14 protein-coding genes are annotated in these 17,411 nt (G+C 62.6%); 5 read left to right on the forward strand and 9 right to left on the reverse strand.

Going from position 1 to position 17,411, the window contains the following annotated elements:
* The first annotated feature begins 3 nt into the window (after window positions 1-3).
* From BMI90_RS07500 to BMI90_RS07520, 5 genes are read left to right on the forward strand one after another with little or no spacing between them, the layout of a single operon-like run.
* Complete coding sequence (locus tag BMI90_RS07500) at window positions 4-2,208, forward strand: chemotaxis protein CheA (RefSeq protein WP_078527772.1); 2,205 nt, start codon at window positions 4-6, stop codon at window positions 2,206-2,208.
* Window positions 2,209-2,211: 3 nt separating this feature from the next.
* Window positions 2,212-2,682, forward strand: coding sequence for a chemotaxis protein CheW (locus BMI90_RS07505; RefSeq protein ID WP_078527774.1), 471 nt, complete (start codon window positions 2,212-2,214; stop codon window positions 2,680-2,682).
* The gene (locus tag BMI90_RS07510; protein ID WP_078527776.1) at window positions 2,679-3,557 is read left to right on the forward strand and encodes a protein-glutamate O-methyltransferase; all 879 of its coding nucleotides are present in this window, start codon (window positions 2,679-2,681) and stop codon (window positions 3,555-3,557) included. The genes BMI90_RS07505 and BMI90_RS07510 overlap by 4 nt, the downstream gene beginning before the upstream one ends.
* Window positions 3,548-3,934, forward strand: coding sequence for a response regulator (locus tag BMI90_RS07515; RefSeq protein WP_078527778.1), 387 nt, complete (start codon window positions 3,548-3,550; stop codon window positions 3,932-3,934). Before BMI90_RS07510 ends, BMI90_RS07515 begins: the two co-directional genes overlap by 10 nt.
* A complete protein-coding gene (locus tag BMI90_RS07520; protein ID WP_078527780.1) occupies window positions 3,931-4,317 on the forward strand; it encodes a hypothetical protein in 387 nt (128 codons plus the stop codon). Before BMI90_RS07515 ends, BMI90_RS07520 begins: the two co-directional genes overlap by 4 nt.
* Window positions 4,318-4,527: 210 nt before the next feature.
* On the opposite strand, the gene BMI90_RS07525 is transcribed toward BMI90_RS07520, so the two are convergent.
* The 9 genes from BMI90_RS07525 to alaS all read right to left on the reverse strand — a co-directional run bounded on the left by BMI90_RS07525 (window position 4,528) and on the right by alaS (window position 17,403).
* The gene (locus tag BMI90_RS07525; protein ID WP_078527782.1) at window positions 4,528-5,052 is read right to left on the reverse strand and encodes a chemotaxis protein CheD; all 525 of its coding nucleotides are present in this window, start codon (window positions 5,050-5,052) and stop codon (window positions 4,528-4,530) included.
* Window positions 5,049-6,098 carry a chemotaxis response regulator protein-glutamate methylesterase gene (locus BMI90_RS07530; RefSeq protein ID WP_078527784.1) on the reverse strand — a complete coding sequence of 350 codons (1,050 nt, stop codon included), beginning with the start codon at window positions 6,096-6,098 and terminating at the stop codon, window positions 5,049-5,051. The genes BMI90_RS07525 and BMI90_RS07530 overlap by 4 nt, the downstream gene beginning before the upstream one ends.
* 43 nt (window positions 6,099-6,141) lie before the next feature.
* Window positions 6,142-9,243, reverse strand: coding sequence for a methyl-accepting chemotaxis protein (locus BMI90_RS07535; RefSeq protein ID WP_078527786.1), 3,102 nt, complete (start codon window positions 9,241-9,243; stop codon window positions 6,142-6,144).
* Window positions 9,244-9,387: 144 nt separating this feature from the next.
* Entirely contained in the window at window positions 9,388-10,152 is a 765-nt protein-coding gene (locus BMI90_RS07540) for a squalene/phytoene synthase family protein (protein ID WP_246831506.1), read from the reverse strand.
* Complete coding sequence (cimA, locus tag BMI90_RS07545) at window positions 10,149-11,771, reverse strand: citramalate synthase (protein ID WP_078527788.1); 1,623 nt, start codon at window positions 11,769-11,771, stop codon at window positions 10,149-10,151. The genes BMI90_RS07540 and cimA overlap by 4 nt, the downstream gene beginning before the upstream one ends.
* Window positions 11,772-11,934: 163 nt before the next feature.
* Window positions 11,935-13,443, reverse strand: a complete 1,509-nt coding sequence (cysS, locus tag BMI90_RS07550; RefSeq protein ID WP_078527790.1) for a cysteine--tRNA ligase — start codon at window positions 13,441-13,443, stop codon at window positions 11,935-11,937.
* 141 nt (window positions 13,444-13,584) lie between these two features.
* Window positions 13,585-14,415, reverse strand: coding sequence for a class II glutamine amidotransferase (locus BMI90_RS07555; RefSeq protein WP_078527792.1), 831 nt, complete (start codon window positions 14,413-14,415; stop codon window positions 13,585-13,587).
* 28 nt (window positions 14,416-14,443) lie between these two features.
* Window positions 14,444-14,749 (reverse strand): DUF1330 domain-containing protein, encoded by a 306-nt coding sequence (locus BMI90_RS07560; RefSeq protein WP_078527794.1) that lies wholly within the window; start codon window positions 14,747-14,749, stop codon window positions 14,444-14,446.
* A complete protein-coding gene (gene alaS / locus BMI90_RS07565) occupies window positions 14,749-17,403 on the reverse strand; it encodes an alanine--tRNA ligase (protein ID WP_078527797.1) in 2,655 nt (884 codons plus the stop codon). The genes BMI90_RS07560 and alaS overlap by 1 nt, the downstream gene beginning before the upstream one ends.
* Between the last annotated feature and the right edge of the window lie 8 nt (window positions 17,404-17,411).

Raw genomic sequence — 17,411 nt, forward strand, 5'->3', positions numbered from 1 at the left:
GAAATGCCCAACGACCCGATGGCCGAAATCAAGGCCTCCTTCTTCATCGAATGCGATGAGCTGCTCGAAAGCCTGCAAGATGCGCTGACCGAGATCGAAGAGGGTGCGCATGACGGCGAGACGATCAATATCGTCTTTCGGGCGGTCCATTCGATCAAGGGCGGCGCCGGGGCGTTCGGGCTCGAAGCGCTGGTGGCGTTCGCCCATCGCTACGAAACGGTGATGGACGAGGTCCGCTCGGGCCGGTTTGAGGTCAGCGTCGAGGCAGTGAAGCTTTTCTTTCAGGCGGCCGACCTGCTGGCCGACGAGGTTCACGCCGCGCGCGACAGCCAACCCGAACCAGAGGGCGCCGAAGCCTGCCTCAAGGCGCTCGAGGCACTTCTGGGCACGGACCGTTTGGCCGAGGCCGAGACCGATGACGCCCCCCCTGATTTCCAACCGATGGGTCTCTCTCTCGATCTCGCCGCCGATTTCGACATTGACCAGACCCCGCCGGATGCCCATGTCCTGCACTTCAAACCCCATGCCGATCTCTACGCCTCGGGAAACGAACCGCTCTATCTCCTGCGCGCGCTGGCCGACCTTGGTCCGCTCGAGACCGAGGTCGACTTCTCCGCGATCCCGCCGCTCGACGCGATCGACCCCGAAGCGGCCTACCTCTCATGGACCCTGCGCCTCGACCGCACGCTCGACGAGGCCGCAATTCGCGATGTGTTCGATTTCGTCGAGGATGTCTGCGATCTCGAATTTGGCTCGCGGGAAAACCCGCTCGATAGCTTCGGTGACGTGACTTCGCTGCTTCAATTCGACGCCGGCACGTCTGGAAACGACGAAAACGCTCCGGCCGGTTTCGGAGCCCCGCTCGCCGCCCCACCACCCGAGCCCACACCCGATCCGGACCCGCCGTCTCCTCCGTCCCGCGCGGGAGAAGCGAACGAGCCGGATCGCGCGGGGATGCCTCCGATGACACCGCCAACGCCCGCGACAGGAACGCCCGCGGCAGACCCCGGCGCGACGGTTCGCGTCGACCTCGAACGGATCGACCGCCTCGTCAATCTCGTGGGCGAGCTGGTGATCAACCAGGCCATGCTCGCCCAATCGGTGACAGAGGCCGGACTGCCGCCCAACTCGCCGGTCATGACCGGGCTCGAGGCCTTCATGATGCTCACCCGCGACATTCAGGACAGCGTGATGATGATCCGCGCGCAGCCTGTCAAACCGCTCTTTCAGCGCATGGCCCGGATCGTGCGCGAAGCCTCCTCGGCAGTCGGCAAGGAGGTCAAGCTACGCACCGAGGGCGAGGCGACAGAGGTCGACAAGACCGTCATCGAACGCCTCGCCGACCCGTTGACCCACATGATCCGCAACGCCGTCGATCATGGGCTGGAGCCCACCGAAACCCGCGTCGCGGCCGGAAAACCGCGCGAGGGTGTGATTACGCTTTGCGCGCAACATCGCTCTGGCCGCGTCGTGATCGAAGTGACGGACGACGGAGGCGGTATCAATCGCAAGAAGGTCTTTGCCAAAGCGGTCGAGAAAGGCCTCGTGCCCGCAGACTCCCACCTGAGCGACAGCGAGATCGACAATCTTCTCTTCCTGCCCGGGTTCTCCACCGCCGATCAGGTTTCCGCATTGTCAGGGCGCGGCGTCGGGATGGATGTCGTCAAGAGCTCGATCCAGGCGCTTGGAGGACGGATCGCGATCACCTCCGAACCCGGCAAGGGCACATGTTTCTCGATTTCGCTTCCGCTGACGCTGGCCGTTCTCGACGGTATGGTCGTCAACGTCGCCAATGAGACGCTCGTCGTGCCTCTTTCCTCGATTCTCGAGACAGCGACTCTGACAAGCGAAGACATCCGCGTGCTCGGGCCGGAAACCCATGTCATCCACCTCCGGGGCGCCTTCGTGCCGCTCTATGATCTGGGGGCCGAACTCGGCTATCGCGCTCCCAAGTCGAATTACGAAGGCGGGATCGTGCTGCTCACCGCCCAGGAAAACGGAGACCGATCGGCCCTCGTCGTCGACGCGATCCTTGAACAGCGCCAGGTCGTGATCAAGGGGCTGCAACAGTCCTACGGCCACATCCCCGGCGTCGCCGCCGCCACAATTCTCGGCGACGGTCAGATCGCGCTGATCCTCGACCCCGCCGACCTCGTCGATAATGCTTCGGGCCGCACAGGCAGCCGCGACCTCACGCTCGCAGGATGAACCATGACAGAACCAACCAACACCCAGACAAACTCCAACGAAGTCGAACTTCTTTCCTTTCGCCTGGGCGACGAGGAATACAGCGTCGACATCATGTCCGTCCGAGAAATCCGTGGCTGGACACGCGCGACACCCCTGCCCCACGCGCCAGCCTATGTGCGCGGCGTGATCAACCTGCGCGGCACCGTGCTGCCGGTCGTGGATCTCTCGGTCCGTCTCGGCATGAGACCCGTCGCCGGCGACGCCCGCAACGTGATCGTCGTGGTCCAGATCGGCACTCAGACAGCCGGCCTTCTCGTTGATGCTGTCTCCGACATCCTGGCCCTTCCGCGCAGTGCGTTGCAGCCACCCCCGGATCTCGCGGCGGACACGGCACAACGCTGCATTTCGGCACTCACGATCGTTGAAGGCCGTATGATCCGCGTCCTCGACCTGACGGCGGTTCTTCCCCAAGACGATGCCGAGGCCGCATGAGCACGACCGAGCAACTCACACCAAACCAACTTTCGCCTGCCCCGCACGAGCTCGAAGCGATCGCACGCATTCTCCACGACGCGACCGGCATCGTCATCACCCAGGGCAAGAGCTCGATGGTTCAAAGCCGCCTCAGCAAGCGTCTTCGCGAACTCGGGTTGAGCGATTACGCGACCTACATCGCCCATGTGACCTCCGAAAGCGGTGTCGAGGAACGACGCGCGATGATTTCGGCGCTCACCACCAACGTCACGCGTTTCTTTCGCGAAAACCATCATTTCGAGACGCTGAGCACCGCCGCTTTGCCGCCCCTGATCGCACGGGCGCGCGCAGGCGAACGTATCAGGCTCTGGTCGGCGGGCTCATCAAATGGCCAAGAGGCCTATTCGATTGCCATGATGATCGCCGAGGCGGCTCCGGATTACGCAAAACTCGACCTGCGCATCCTCGCCAGCGACATCGATCCGCACATGATCGCGGCGGGCCAAGCCGGTCTCTATGACAGTTCGGCCCTCGCGAGCGTTCCGACCGACATGCAACGCAAGTATTTCTCCCGCAAAGGTGAAAAAGTTCAGATCGCCACGCCGCTCCGGGAACTTATCAGCTTCCGCGAACTCAACTTGCATGAGCAATGGCCGATGCGCGGACGCTTCGACATCATTTTCTGCCGAAACGTCGTGATCTATTTCGACCCTGATGCCCAGGCGAGGCTGTGGCAACGGTTCGAGGCACAGCTCGCGCCCGAGGGTTGGCTCTTTGTGGGTCATTCCGAGCGTATCGCAGATCTAAGCCAGTCCAATCTCGTGACCGCAGGCGTGACGACCTATCGCCTTCGTGCAGAAACGACCACCAGGGAAACTCGCAAATGGCATTGAGAGACCAACTGCGCATCCTCGTCGTCGACGACATGTCGACCAGTCGCGGCCTGATCATGCAGGCACTAGATGCGATGGGCATTCGCCAGGTCGGCTATGCGATCGATGGCCCGGGCGCGCTTGAAGTCCTCGGCAAAACGCCGATCCACCTCGTGATATCGGATTACAACATGCCGGGAATGGACGGGCTCCAGCTCCTGCGGGCAATGCGCACCAATGCGCGCACGAAAGGCCTCGGGTTCATCTTGATTACCGGTCGCGCCGATCGCGACGTCATCGAAACCGGCAAGCGCTTGGGGATGAACAACTTCATTAAGAAACCATTCGAGCCGCAAGAGCTGAAGGCGTGCATCGAAGCCGTGGTAGGTCGACTGTGAGCGTGGATACGCCGCGATCTTACACGCAACCCGAGAGTCGTCTCGAAGCGGCCGAACTCCTGCGGCGTATCGGTCTCGAACTCGAAGCTCTCGCGCGGCTTTCCCTCAGGATCGAGCGAAGCTTGTCGGAAATTGAACTTCCCGAACATCTTCCGGTCGGCATTGTCAGGGAACTTCAAGGGATTGATCGGATCAGCCAATCGCTCGGCGAGCTCGCCATCCTTTTGTGCACCGTGAGCGCGGAAACTCCGTCAGAGGCCACATTTTCTCGCTCTGAACTATTTTCGCGACTTCGGCTCAAGGAGCTCATCAACAATCTCGACCCTGCCCATCGCGACGCGCTCGCAAAACGTGACAGCGATGGTGAAATCCAATGGCTTTAGCTGCCACGGCGCACCATCGTCCAATGGGCCTTTTCGTTTCATCGCCAAGGTTCGTTTGTTGAAGCCCGAACCGATAGCGGCAGACCGCCAGTCAGAGCCTCGCGGATGTCGAAATGGTTCCCTCAAGAAGGGCGTCGGCCCCCCTCCCCGCCGACCCGTCCCAACGTCAAACTCAGCTCAGTGCATCTCCCGCCTGATCGTAGAGCTTCGTCAAAACAACTCAACGTCGCCCCCCCGAAGCTCCGGCACGGGAACTGGATCAATCCGGAACGCCTCACCAAGCAGGCGCTGCCGCGCACGTCCGGAATCGGGCCAAAACTCGATCCGTCGCGCCTGTGTCCCCCCAAGACTTTGGCTCACACACGGTATTTCTTGCTGCTGGAGAAATGCGAGCGCGAAATCGCAGTTCTTTCTCCCGGCATCCGAAAGGCCGGCAATCATTCTGGCACCCCCGAAGAGTTTGGCTCTGAGCCCAGAGCGATGCGCCCCGAGCTTCATCAAATCATTGATCAGCAACTCCATCGCATTGACGCCGAAACTTGCCGCCGCGATTGCCGATCCAGATCGTTCCGGCAAGAGAAAATGGTTCATCCCACCAACTTGCGCAGATGCATCATACAGGCAGCACGCCACGCAGGATCCGAGAATGGTCGTGATCGACCGCGAGCCGGCAGCACAGGCGAGAAACTCGCCCTGCGAAATATGCTGGGGGCGCAGTTCTTGCCCATGGATCATTGCTGACCCCTTCGATTTCCAGATGCCGGTCGGGTTTCTTGGCAAAGAGCGAGAATTTCGCCCGCGATCATCTCAAGTGGGATCGCGCGTTCGGCACCACCATTTTCAAGCGCCGCGCGCGGCATTCCGAAAACGACCGACGTCGCTTCGTCCTGCGCCAGGCAACGTGCCCCCGCCCGGCGCAGCCTGAGCATGCCCTCGGCTCCATCATGGCCCATTCCTGTCAACATCAGCGCGACACAGCGCTCGGCATTCCGCAGAGCAGAATCGAACAGAACGTCTACCGATGGACGGTGCCCATTGCGCTTTTCCGCCTCCACGAGGCGGCACCAAAGCGCTCCGCATCCTTCCAGTGCGAGATGGAAACGGCCGCCGGGGGCGAGGTAAATGTGTCCTTGGGAAACATCCGCTCCATCAGAGGCAAGCTGGACCTTCGGCGCGATCTGACGATCTAGGCGCCTCGCAAAATTGGCGAGAAAACCCTCCGGCATGTGTTGGGTGATAAGCGTCGGCGGGGAATTTTCCGGGAATGATTTGAGAAGCGTCTCCAAAGCGCCCACGCCCCCCGTCGAGGATCCAATCAAGATGAACTTTCCATTCCAGGAAAACCCTTTCTGGATGACCATGGGCGAGCGGCTCGCCTGGGGCCTCAGACGGGCCGACGCCGCAGCGACCAACAATTCGGGCAGCGCTGCAAACGGTTGATCGAGGCCATCGAAACGCGGTTTGCCGATACATTCGACGGCACCAAGGGAAAGCGCCTCAAGAGCGGCAAGTGAGCCTTGTTGCGTTTCCGTCGATACCATCACGACGGGCATCGGCCGCAAACGCATGAGTTTTTCGAGAAATTCGAGCCCATTCATGCGTGGCATTTCGACATCGAGCGTCAGCACGTCCGGGTTGAGCAATTTGATCAACTCGCGGGCCTCGTAAGGGTCACGGGCCTCACCCACCACTTCGAGCCTAGGATCGGAAACCAGCCGGCTCCGGATCAGTTGACGGATGGTTGTCGAATCGTCGACGAGAAGTACGCGTATGGGATTCATGATATCGTCGTCTCAAAATGCGGAATCCGTGGATCCCGAGCGCTCAAAAGTCTTCCCAGTCATCCTCGCGCCGATCGGAAGCTTTAACGACATTTCCAACGATCTCGACGCTGGTGAAGCTCGCCTCGGGCGAAGGCACATGAACCTCTTCGAAAACGTGCGCCTCCACTCTACCGACCTGCCTATCTTCATCGGCCCGCCGCAATTTTTCCGGCCGCAGATCCTCGCCTACGCCAGTCTCTCCCAACGGGACGCGGAATTGCGACGTCGTGTCGCGCAGGGCCATCGCACTTGCATTCAGTGCGTGGCTTGCCGCCGTCGTTTCCTCGAACATCGCGGCATTCTGTTGCGTTACCTGATCAAGCTGGTTCATTGCCTCATTGATTTCGTTCAATCCCTGCGCCTGTTCCTGAGCCCCTGAGGCGATCTCGGAGACACGGGCCGCAATATCGACGACCGACGCCAGAATGCCTTCGAGCGCGCGACCGGTCTCACCCACAAGCCCAACCCCCCGCGAAACCTGTTCGGAGGAGGCAGTGATCAAGGTCGCGATTTCGCGCGCCGCATCGGACGATCTTTGCGCAAGCGCACGGACTTCGGACGCGACGACCGCGAACCCGCGGCCCGCTTCGCCCGCACGCGCGGCCTCGACGCCGGCATTGAGCGCCAGCAGGTTCGTCTGAAAAGCGATCTCGTCGATGACACCGATGATCTTGGAGATCTGCTGAGAACTCGTCTCGATTTCGCTCATGGCGAGAATGGCCTGCTGAACGACCGCACCCGAATTCTCGGCACTGCTGCGCGCCTGAGACACGACCGTATCGGCCTCGGAAACGCCTTTTGCAGAGGCGCTGACGGATGAGGAAAGCTCATCAAGGGCGGCAGCGGTCTCTTCGAGTGTCGCGGCCTGTTGTTCGGTGCGCTTGCTCAGATCGTCAGAGGCGGAGGAAATTTCGCGCACCTCGGAATCGATCGCGGCAGCGTTCTCGATCACGGCCCGCATGGCCTCGGCAAGGTTGTCGACCGCAGCGTTGAAATCGGCGCGCAGAGCTTCGTAATCGGGCGAGAAAGCAGCATCGATCGTCGTCGACAGATCCCCTTTCGAAAGCGCGTTCAACCCGTCCCGCAATGCGTCGACGACCGATTGCTGCGCCGCCATCATCCGCTCATTCTCTTCCTGAGCGGTAGCGAGAGCGTGAACCGCTTCTGTGACGTCATTGCCAATGAACACGATTTTCATCATCCGGTTGGCGCGATCCGCCACCGGGTTCAGCGTACCCTCGAGGATATATTCGGGGCCTGCAGACAAACGCAGCAAGAAACGCCCGCTTACCGGATTTCCCCGATGAACCTCTGGCCAGGGATCATTGCCGTCCTCGAAATGAAGCCGCTCCGTGATCTGGGTGCCGATGACCCCCTCGGCACTGGCGCCGAGAAGGGTGCGCAGGCGATCATTGAGGCGCGTGACCGTACCATCGGGAAGCAACTCGCAGACCAGCTGGTTGGAATCGATCGCATCGATCAGGGCTCGTTGCATGCGCAGTTGGGTCACGTCACGCCACTCCACCACGAGACCGAGCGTGCGCCCCTCATCGTCGGTGATCTCGGAAACGTCGACACCGAAACGACCGTCACCAATCTTGATATCGACATTCAGCGGGAGGCGGTCACGGTCGGTCAGAAGACGGCGCGCGGTTTCGGGAACCGCGTGAAATTCATCCATGCACCGCCCGATCAGTCGGTCCGCCGAGAGATCGGGGATCACCTTGTGAAACTCCTCAATCTGGCTTTCGATGAGCCTCTCGACGGCCGGATTGACATGGATGATCCTGAAATCCGCATCCACAAGCATGAGCGCGGCGGAGGCGGTGTCGAAAGCGGTTCCTTGCAGGCGCGCCTCGCGTTGGATCTCTTCGACCGCGGCGAGATCGTGGCGCAGCCCATCGAGCGCCTTGGCGATCACGCCGACCTCATCGCCGCGGGCACGGCCGTCCACCGGGTTGCAATAATCGCCATCGGCGATCGCACCAATGGCCGAACCCAAACGTTGCAACGGACGCGCGACCGAGCGCGCCATCCATCCGGAAAGCCCTGCAAGCAAGAGGACCAGCCAGCTCGCGTGAAACAACATCGATCCAGCGAGCGCCTGAGCCGGCGCGAACAGCTCGTCACGGTCCTGTTCGACGACGGCGGCGTAATCTCTGCCGAAAAGCCTCAGCGGCGTGAACACCTCGATTGCCGGCAGACCGCCAAGTGAAGTTCCCTCAACCCGACCGGATTCGGTGAAATTTCCATCGGACAGGGCGGGATCATCGACAATTGCGCCGGGCACGAGACCATCGACCGGATGACGCAGCGCGCCGAGAAGCCGTCCCGCAGGGTCGGTCACATAGCCCTGCCCGGTTTCTCCGAGGCCGCGCGACGCGCTCATGACCTGACCGATTTCGGTCGCGGGCAGCCACAGGACGAGCGCGCCGAGTTTCAAGCCATTCGCACTTATGACGGGCACTGCGGAGAAGAGATGCGGCGCCCCGGATCCGGTAAGGATTTCCGAGAAAACGACGCCACCGCCTGCGTCGGCTTCATCGAGCGCCGCTTGGGCCACCTTTGCGAACGCAGCTGGCGCTTCCTCGATCGGGCGGGTGAATTCGCCGCCCTTTCGCACCGAATAGACCACCCGCCCGTCACGCGCGACGAGATAGAGATCGGCGTAGCCACCCTCATCAAGCGCTTGCTGAAACGCCGGGTGGTAACGGCGATGCTGGATGGCGTAATCGAGGACACCCTCAACCTCCTCGCTGATTTCGCGGGCGCCGGCGGGATCGCTGCCATACAACTCCACGAGGCGGGCGCTCGCCTCTTCACCCAGGCGCGACAATCCCTTGTCGAAGTCATAGAGCGCCCGCGCCGTCGTGGGATTGCCCGCCAGTTGCCGTGTTTCGGACTCGGCATGGAGCGACCAGGCCTCAAGCTGACTCACGCGGGCCTCGAGCGTCCGGCTGAGCCGTCCTTCGCCCTCGCTCTCGAGCAGCGCATAAGCCTCCCGATAGGCGGAAGCGCCCATGATCGTCAGCGCGATCATCGCGATCGCCACCAGCATCAAGGGCAGTTTGATCCCGAGTTTCAGATTATCGAGAAAGCGCATCGCAGTCCTCCGGCGCGAAGGGGTCGTCACAACGAACCACCCCGGGCGGGGCAGTTCGGCTTAACCATCGCGGCAAGGGCTGAAGATTTGCTAAATCAGATCCGGGAAAGTGAAAGCGCGTTGGATAAAATGCGCAAGGCCTTGTCAGAGGCCGAAAAATGCCGCGCGAAGCAGGCCGGTGCGGCGAGAAAATTCCGACAGATCGAGGGCCCCAGGGGCGAAGGGATCGGACGAGATACGGGCGCGCTCGAGTTGCGCGCGCGCCTGCCAACCGGGCAAAAGCGCCGCGCGGGCATCCCCTTTGAGCACACGTCGGCCAGCGTTCAGACGCGCCAGCCCCTCTTGGGCCAAAGCGCGCACCCCGTCGGGCGCGAGCCCCACCAGTGGCGGACGATTGCGCGCGGTCAATTCGGGCCAGGCCTTGAGCAAGGCCGCAAGCCCCGCACCGGCCCCGAAACTCCGCACGCCTGTTTCGGCCTCGGGTGCAGCCCCGAGTGCCTCGGCCGCCGCCCAGTAAAGCGCGCCAGCCGTCTGGTCGAGATAGGCCCAAAGCGCGGACGTGTCGGCAAAGGGGTCCGGCCAGCAATCGGCGCGGCGGGCCTCGGCCACAGCGATCAAATGGCGCGTATGGGGGGCGACGGGACGCAGCCCAGCCCCGATCTCATGCGGGGGCTCGCGCCCTTCCGACAGTCCTTCGAGCGCGTCGATCCACCATTGCAGACGCATCTCGGCCACCATCGGCTCGGCCGAGGCCCAGGGCGCGCGCGCGATCTCGAGATTGGCGGCGTAGAGTGGCCAAAGACGGTCGCGCAGCGGCGCGGCCGTGGCCATGGTCGCGGCGAACCGGTCGGGATCGCCACGGCGCACGGCCTCTGCCGCCGCATGAAGACTGGCAGCCAGATCGCTCACGCGGGCACCGCCCCGTCGCGCAGCAGTTTCCAGATCATCGCGTCGAGCAGCGCCTCGAACGACGCATCGACTATGTTCGGCGAGACGCCCACGGTCGACCAGCGCTGCCCCGCCCCGTCCTCGCTGTCGATGATGACGCGGGTGACGGCCTCGGTGCCGCCCTGGGTGATACGCACGCGGAAATCGACCAGTTTCATGTCGTCGATGAAGCGCTGATAGGGGCCGAGATCCTTCGTGAGCGCCTTCGACAGAGCGTTCACGGGGCCCCGGTCATGGCCCTGCTCGTCCATGCTCTCGCTGACCGAGAGCATCTTCTCGCCGCCGACCTTCACCACCACGACCGCCTCGGAGATCGACACCATCTTGTCATAGCGGTTCTTGCGCCGCTCGACCGTGACCTTGTAGCGCTTCACCTCGAAGAACTTGGGCAGCTGACCCAGTTCCGCCCGCGCCAGCAGCTCGAAACTCGCCTGCGCGCCGTCATAGGCATAGCCCTGATCCTCGCGCTCCTTGATGATCTCGAGGATGCGGGCGAGGCGCGGGTCGTCTTTCGCCACCTCGATCCCCATGCCTTTCAGGCGCGCGCGCAGGTTCGACTGCCCCGCCTGATTGGACATCGGGATGAGCCGCGTGTTCCCCACCAATGCGGGGTCGATATGCTCATACGTGTCGGGGTTCTTGAGGATCGCGCTCGCGTGCAGCCCCGCCTTATGAGTGAAGGCCGAAGCGCCGACGTAAGGGGCGCTTCGCAGCGGCACCCGGTTCAGGATGTCGTCGAGCTTGCGCGAGAGCTTGGTAATGTCGCGCAGCCTTTCATGGCTGATGCCGGTGTCGAGCGTCGAGGCATAGGGCTCCTTGAGCAAGAGCGTCGGGATCAGCGTGATCAGGTTCGCATTGCCGCAGCGCTCGCCCAAGCCGTTGAGCGTGCCCTGCACCTGACGCGCGCCCGCCTCGACCGCCGCGAGGCTGCCCGCGACCGCGTTGCCGGTGTCGTCATGGCAATGGATGCCGATCTTGTCACCGGGGATGCCCGCCGCGATCACGTCCCGAACGATCCGCCCGATCTCGCCCGGCAGCGTGCCGCCATTGGTGTCGCAAAGCACAATCCAGCGCGCACCGGCCTCATGCGCGGCGCGGCAGCACTCGAGCGCGTAATCCGGGTTCGCCTTGTAGCCGTCGAAGAAATGCTCGGCATCGAACAGCGCCTCGCGGCCCTGCGCCACCATATGCGAGACCGAGGCGCGGATATTCTCGAGGTTTTCCTCCAGCGTGATCCCGAGCGCGGTGCTCACATGGTAATCATGCGTCTTGCCGACGAGGCAGACGGCGGGCGTATTCGCGTTCATCACGCCGGCCAGCACATCGTCATTCTCGGCCGAGCGCCCTGCCCGCTTCGTCATCCCGAAAGCGGCAAAGGTCGCCCGCGTCTGCGGCCGCGCGTCGAAGAAATCGCTGTCGGTCGGGTTCGCCCCGGGCCAGCCGCCCTCGATATAGTCGATGCCGATGCCGTCAAGCGCCTTGGCGATTTCGATCTTCTCGGGGACCGAGAACTGCACGCCTGCCGACTGTTGGCCATCGCGCAACGTGGTATCGTAGAGATAGAGGCGGGATTTGGTCATTGGGTGCCTCCATCGTCCTTGTGTCCCACCCGTTCAGGCGGTCCTGCGTTCAGAGCTCCCGCCCGGCGGCACGCCGGGCCGCGCCCGACCCGCCCCCCAGGGCGGGCGCGATTGCGCCCCCCCTCGGGTCCGGCGCGTCCCTTCTCTCTGGATGCGCTCTCCATCACAGCCCCTCCAGCTTGGCGGGGTCGAAATCCGGACCGGGCAGCAATTCCACCCCGGCCTTGGACATGCGGACCTCAACGCCTGCTTCGGTCAGCGAGACTTTAAGTGCATCAACCAAACCAAAATCCTTTGTCGCCATCGCCACTTTGCGAATTTCGGAAAAGCGTTTGCCCAACTCGTTCAATCGATTTGCGTAGCCTTGTGCCTCGTCTCCATGAGTCGACAGTTGATAACCTGATGAGAATTCGTTGTCGGCTGCTTCGAAATGGAACTGGGAAAACTTTTGAACCAAGATTTGGTCATTGAACCCCAATAGCCGAAGCGCTGCAACGAGCTTGAACTCGTCTTGCTCTTTCAAATACTTGTGCACCAGAGATAGAGCCAAAGCCGTATTCAAATCATTCGCAAGCGCGTCAACAAATTCTTGGGGCGGCTTCGCATATCGAGTGTCAATCCAGGGCTTCGTAAGAGGATCTGCACCCAAAAACTCTGCAATCCGTCGCAACGTTTTCTCGGCCTGACGCGCCTTCTCCGCCGTCCAGTCCATCGGCTTGGTGTAATGCGTCTGCAGGAACACGAAGCGGATCACCTCGCCCGGAATGCCCTTCTCGCCATCGTGCCCATCCAACAGATCGCGCACGGTGAAGAAATTGCCTAGGGACTTGGACATTTTCTTGCCCTCGACCTGCAGCATCTCGTTGTGCAGCCAATAGCGCGCGAACGAGCCCTCGGGATGGGCGCAGCAGCTTTGCGCGATCTCGTTCTCGTGGTGCGGGAATTGCAGGTCGATGCCGCCGCCGTGGATGTCGAAACTCGCACCCAGCAGCTCGTATGACATGGCCGAGCACTCGATATGCCACCCCGGACGGCCGCGTCCCCAAGGGCTCTCCCAGCCCGGCAGCTCGTCATCGGACGGCTTCCAGAGGACGAAATCCATCGGGTCTTCCTTGAAGGGCGCCACCTCGACCCGCGCGCCCGCGATCATGTCATCGACCGTGCGCCCCGACAGCGCGCCGTATTCCTTATACGAGCGCACCCGGAACAGCACATGGCCCTCGGCGGCATAGGCGTGACCGTCGGCGATCAGCGTCTCGATCATCGCGATCATCGCGCCAATATAATCCGTCGCGCGGGGCTCGTGATCGGGACGCAGCGCGCCGAGCGCATCCATATCCGCGTGATACCAGCCGATGGTTTCCTCGGTCCGAGCGCGGATCAGATCCTCGAGCGAGCCCTCGGCCCCGGCCGCTTTGCGGGCCAAGGCCGTCGCGTTGATCTTATCATCCACATCCGTGAAATTGCGTACATAGGTCACATGCTCGGACCCGTAGACATGGCGCAGCAGCCGGTAGAGCACGTCGAACACCACCACCGGCCGCGCATTTCCCAGATGCGCGCGGTCGTAGACCGTCGGGCCGCAGAGATACATGCGCACATTCTTGGGGTCGATGGGTTGGAAATCCTCGACTTTCCGGGTCAGGGAATTGCGCAAACGGATCTGGGTCATGTGTCCTCGCAAAGGTCGGCGGCACCTGCCGGCGGGCTTACAAGGTCATGTGGTTTTTGGAAAGAGAAGACCGGCCCGCGTGAGAGATGTCAGCGGATAATGCAGCAAATGGTGAGGGTCTTCGTCGTCATGGGCAAAGTGTTACGCCCTTCGCGCAAGCCCGTCCAGAGCATTCTCGGGCGTGCGCGCGGCACAGCGGAAAGGCTCGAAGGGCGTAATCTCGACGCGCTTGCCCTCGAAGATACAGAAGGACCCGGGCGGGACCTCTTCCCAATCGCATTCCTCCACTTCGAGCGGTTCGGACACCAGAGCCCGCCCCCGCCGGGTCTCGGACCAGCGATGATAGAGCGAGGGCGCGTGTTCATCACTCGCATAGCGCGCCGCATAAAGCCGCACGCCATCTGAAAAGGCGACCGTCAGGCGCATGTAAGGCGCGCTCCCGCGTTCGCGCGAGAGCGTCTCGAACCGCGCCACCGCCCGCTCCAGCGCGGCTTTCGGATCCGCCTCCAGCCCCTCGGACAGCGCGATCAAGAACAGCGCCTCGCTATCGGTCGCACCCTTGCGCTGACAATAGAGGCTGTCGGGGATCATCATCTCACCCGCGCGGCGGAAATCATCGTAACCGCCGATCTGGCCGTTATGCATGAATGACCAGCGACCAACGACGAAGGGATGGCAGTTGTTGCGGCTCGTCGCCGTGCCGGTCGAGGCGCGCACATGGGCAAGGAACAGCGGCGATTTCACCGTCGCGGTAAGCGAGCGCAGGTTCGGATCGGACCAGGCGGGCATCACGTCGCGATAGAGCCCCGGCTCGGGCTTCTCACCATACCAGGCCACCCCGAACCCGTCCGCATTGATCGCGGTATGGCCCAGCGTGGCGGACTGGCTTTGGTGAATGAGCGAGTGGCTGGGCCGCGCGACGATCTCTTCGAGAAAGATCGGATCCCCGATATAAGCGGCCCAGCGACACATTTCAGTTCAATACCTTACAGGGCAAAGCTCAACCGAAAGACACGTCTTCCATCGCCTCGACGATGACCAGATCGCGCTCGGAAGCGCCCTTCGCATGGGCGAGCGCGGCCTGATAATCGTTGGAGTGATAGCAGGTCTCGGCGGCCTCCAGCGAGGGGAACCAGGCGACCACGTTGCGCGCCCGGTCATTGCCTTCGAGCTGCACGTAACGCGCGCCGCGCGCCAGGAAGCGCCCGCCATGTTTTGCAATCGCCGGCCCCGCACCTTCGGCATATTTGCCGTACGCCTCGGCATCGAGAACCTTCACATGTGCAATCCAGAACGCACCCGCCATCACAGCCCCTCCAGAACAGATTTCACAGCCGCCACAGCCTCATCGGCCTTCGACGGATCGGCCCCACCGGCCTGCGCCATGTCGGGTCGGCCACCGCCACCCTTGCCGCCAAGCGCCTGCGCGGCAGCCTTCACGAGATCGACGGCGCTGACCTTGTCGGTCAGGTCCTTGGTGACGCCAGCCGCCACGGCGGCCTTGCCGCCCGCATCCGCGACCACGAGGATCACGCCCGAGCCGACCTTCTCCTTCAGTTCGTCCAAGATGCCGGGAAGATCCTTGCCCGTGACGCCCGAAACCACTTGAGGAACGAACTTCATCCCATTGATTTCTATCACTTTAGGTCCACTCGAGGACCCGCCGCCCATCGCCAGTTCACGGCGCAGCTGTGCCACTTCATTGGCGAGCGTCTTGCGCTCGTCGAGGATCGCCTGAAGACGCGCGAGCACGTCCTGCTCGGAGGTCTTCATCAACCCCTCGATCTCGCCCAGAAGCGCATCACGGCGGCGCAACTCGGCCATCGCAACATCGCCGGTAAGCGCTTCGATCCGGCGCACACCGGCCGAGGACGCGCTCTCGCTGGTCAGAACGAAGGTGCCGATATCGCCGGTGCGCTTCACATGGGTGCCGCCGCAGAGTTCGAGCGAATAGACATTGCCGCTCGTGCCCTTGCCGGAATTGCTCAGCTCACCCATCGAGACGACACGGACCTCATCGCCGTATTTCTCGCCGAACAGCGCCTGCGCGCCAAGATCGCGCGCATCGTCGGGCGTCATGATCCGCGTTTCCACAGGCGTGTTTTGGCGAATGAAATCATTCACTTCACGCTCGATCTTCGCAATCTCGTCGGGCGAGAGCGCCTTGTTATGCGAGAAGTCAAACCGCAGACGATCCTCGGCGTTGAGCGAGCCGCGCTGAGCGACATGCTCGCCCAGCGTCCGGCGCAGCGCCTCGTGCAGAAGGTGCGTCGCCGAGTGGTTCGCCCGGATCGAGCTACGGCGGGCATGATCCACCTCCAGTTTCGCACCCTGCCCCTTGGCGATCTCGCCCTCGGTTACCTTCGCGAAATGGATGAAGACGCCCGCGACCTTTTTCGTGTCGGTCACTTCGGCCTTGCCGGTCTCGGTCACGATCCAGCCGCGATCGCCGACCTGGCCACCGCTTTCGGCATAGAACGGGGTCTGGTTGACCACGATCTGCACTTCCCCATTGCTCTTGGCGATCTCGGCCCCGTCCGCCACCAGCGCGGTGATCTGACCCTCGGCCGTTTCGGTGTCGTAGCCCAGGAACTCGGTCGCCCCGAGCTTTTCGGCAATGTCGAACCAGATCGCGGCATTCGCCGCCTCGCCCGAACCCGACCAACTGGCGCGCGCCTTGGCCTTCTGCTCTTCCATCGCGGCGTCGAAGCCTTCGGTATCGACCTCACGATCTCGCTCACGCAGCGCATCCTGCGTCAGATCGAGCGGGAAGCCGTAGGTATCATAGAGCTTGAACGCGGTTTCGCCCGGCAGCTTGTCGCCCTCGGGCAGATCCACGAGCGCCTCGTCGAGCAGCTTCAGCCCGCGATCGAGCGTGGTCTTGAAGCGCGTTTCTTCCGAATGCAGCGTTTCCTCGATCAACGCCTGCGCGCGACCAAGCTCGGGATACGCCGCGCCCATCTCGCGCACCAGCGCCGGCACCAGGCGGTGCATGACTGGATCCTTCGCGCCCAGCAGATGCGCGTGGCGCATCGCGCGGCGCATGATGCGGCGCAGCACATAGCCGCGCCCGTCGGCCGAGGGCATCACCCCATCCGCGATCAGGAACGAAGTCGAGCGCAGGTGATCCGCGATCACGCGGTGATGCACGTTGCCCGGCCCGTCCGGCGCACCATCGGTCACATTGGCCGAGGCTTCGATCAGGTGGCGCATCAGGTCGGTGTCATAGTTGTCGTGCTTGCCCTGCAAGAGCGCGCCGATCCGCTCGAGCCCCATGCCCGTGTCGATAGATTGCATGTCGAGCGCGCGCATCGAGCCATCCTCGAACTGCTCGTTCTGCATGAAGACGAGGTTCCAGATCTCGATGAAGCGATCGCCATCTTCTTCGGGCGACCCGGGCGGACCGCCCCAGATCTTGTCGCCATGATCGAAGAAGATCTCGGTGCAGGGGCCGCAAGGCCCGGTCGGGCCCATCTGCCAGAAATTGTCCGAGGTCGGGATGCGGATGATCCGCTCGTCGGGAAGGCCCGCAACCTTCTTCCAGATCTCGGCCGCCTCGTCATCGGTATGGTAGACAGTGACCAGCAGGCGATCCTTCGGGATGTCGAAATCCTTGGTCAGAAGTTCCCAGGCGAAGGGGATCGCGCCTTCCTTGAAATAATCGCCGAAGGAGAAATTCCCCAGCATTTCAAAAAAGGTATGGTGGCGCGCGGTGTAGCCCACATTGTCGAGGTCATTGTGCTTGCCGCCCGCGCGAACGCATTTCTGCGCGGTCGTGGCGCGGTTGTAGTCGCGCTTCTCCACCCCGGTGAAGCAGTTCTTGAACTGCACCATGCCGGAATTGGTGAACATCAGCGTCGGGTCGTTGCGCGGAACGAGGGGCGAGCTGTCGACGACCCGGTGGCCGTTGCGTTCGAAGAAATTGAGGAAAGTGGAGCGGATTTCGTTAAGGCTGGGCATATCGTCCT

Source organism: Thioclava sp. L04-15 (assembly GCF_002020275.1).
Taxonomy (GTDB): domain Bacteria; phylum Pseudomonadota; class Alphaproteobacteria; order Rhodobacterales; family Rhodobacteraceae; genus Thioclava; species Thioclava marina.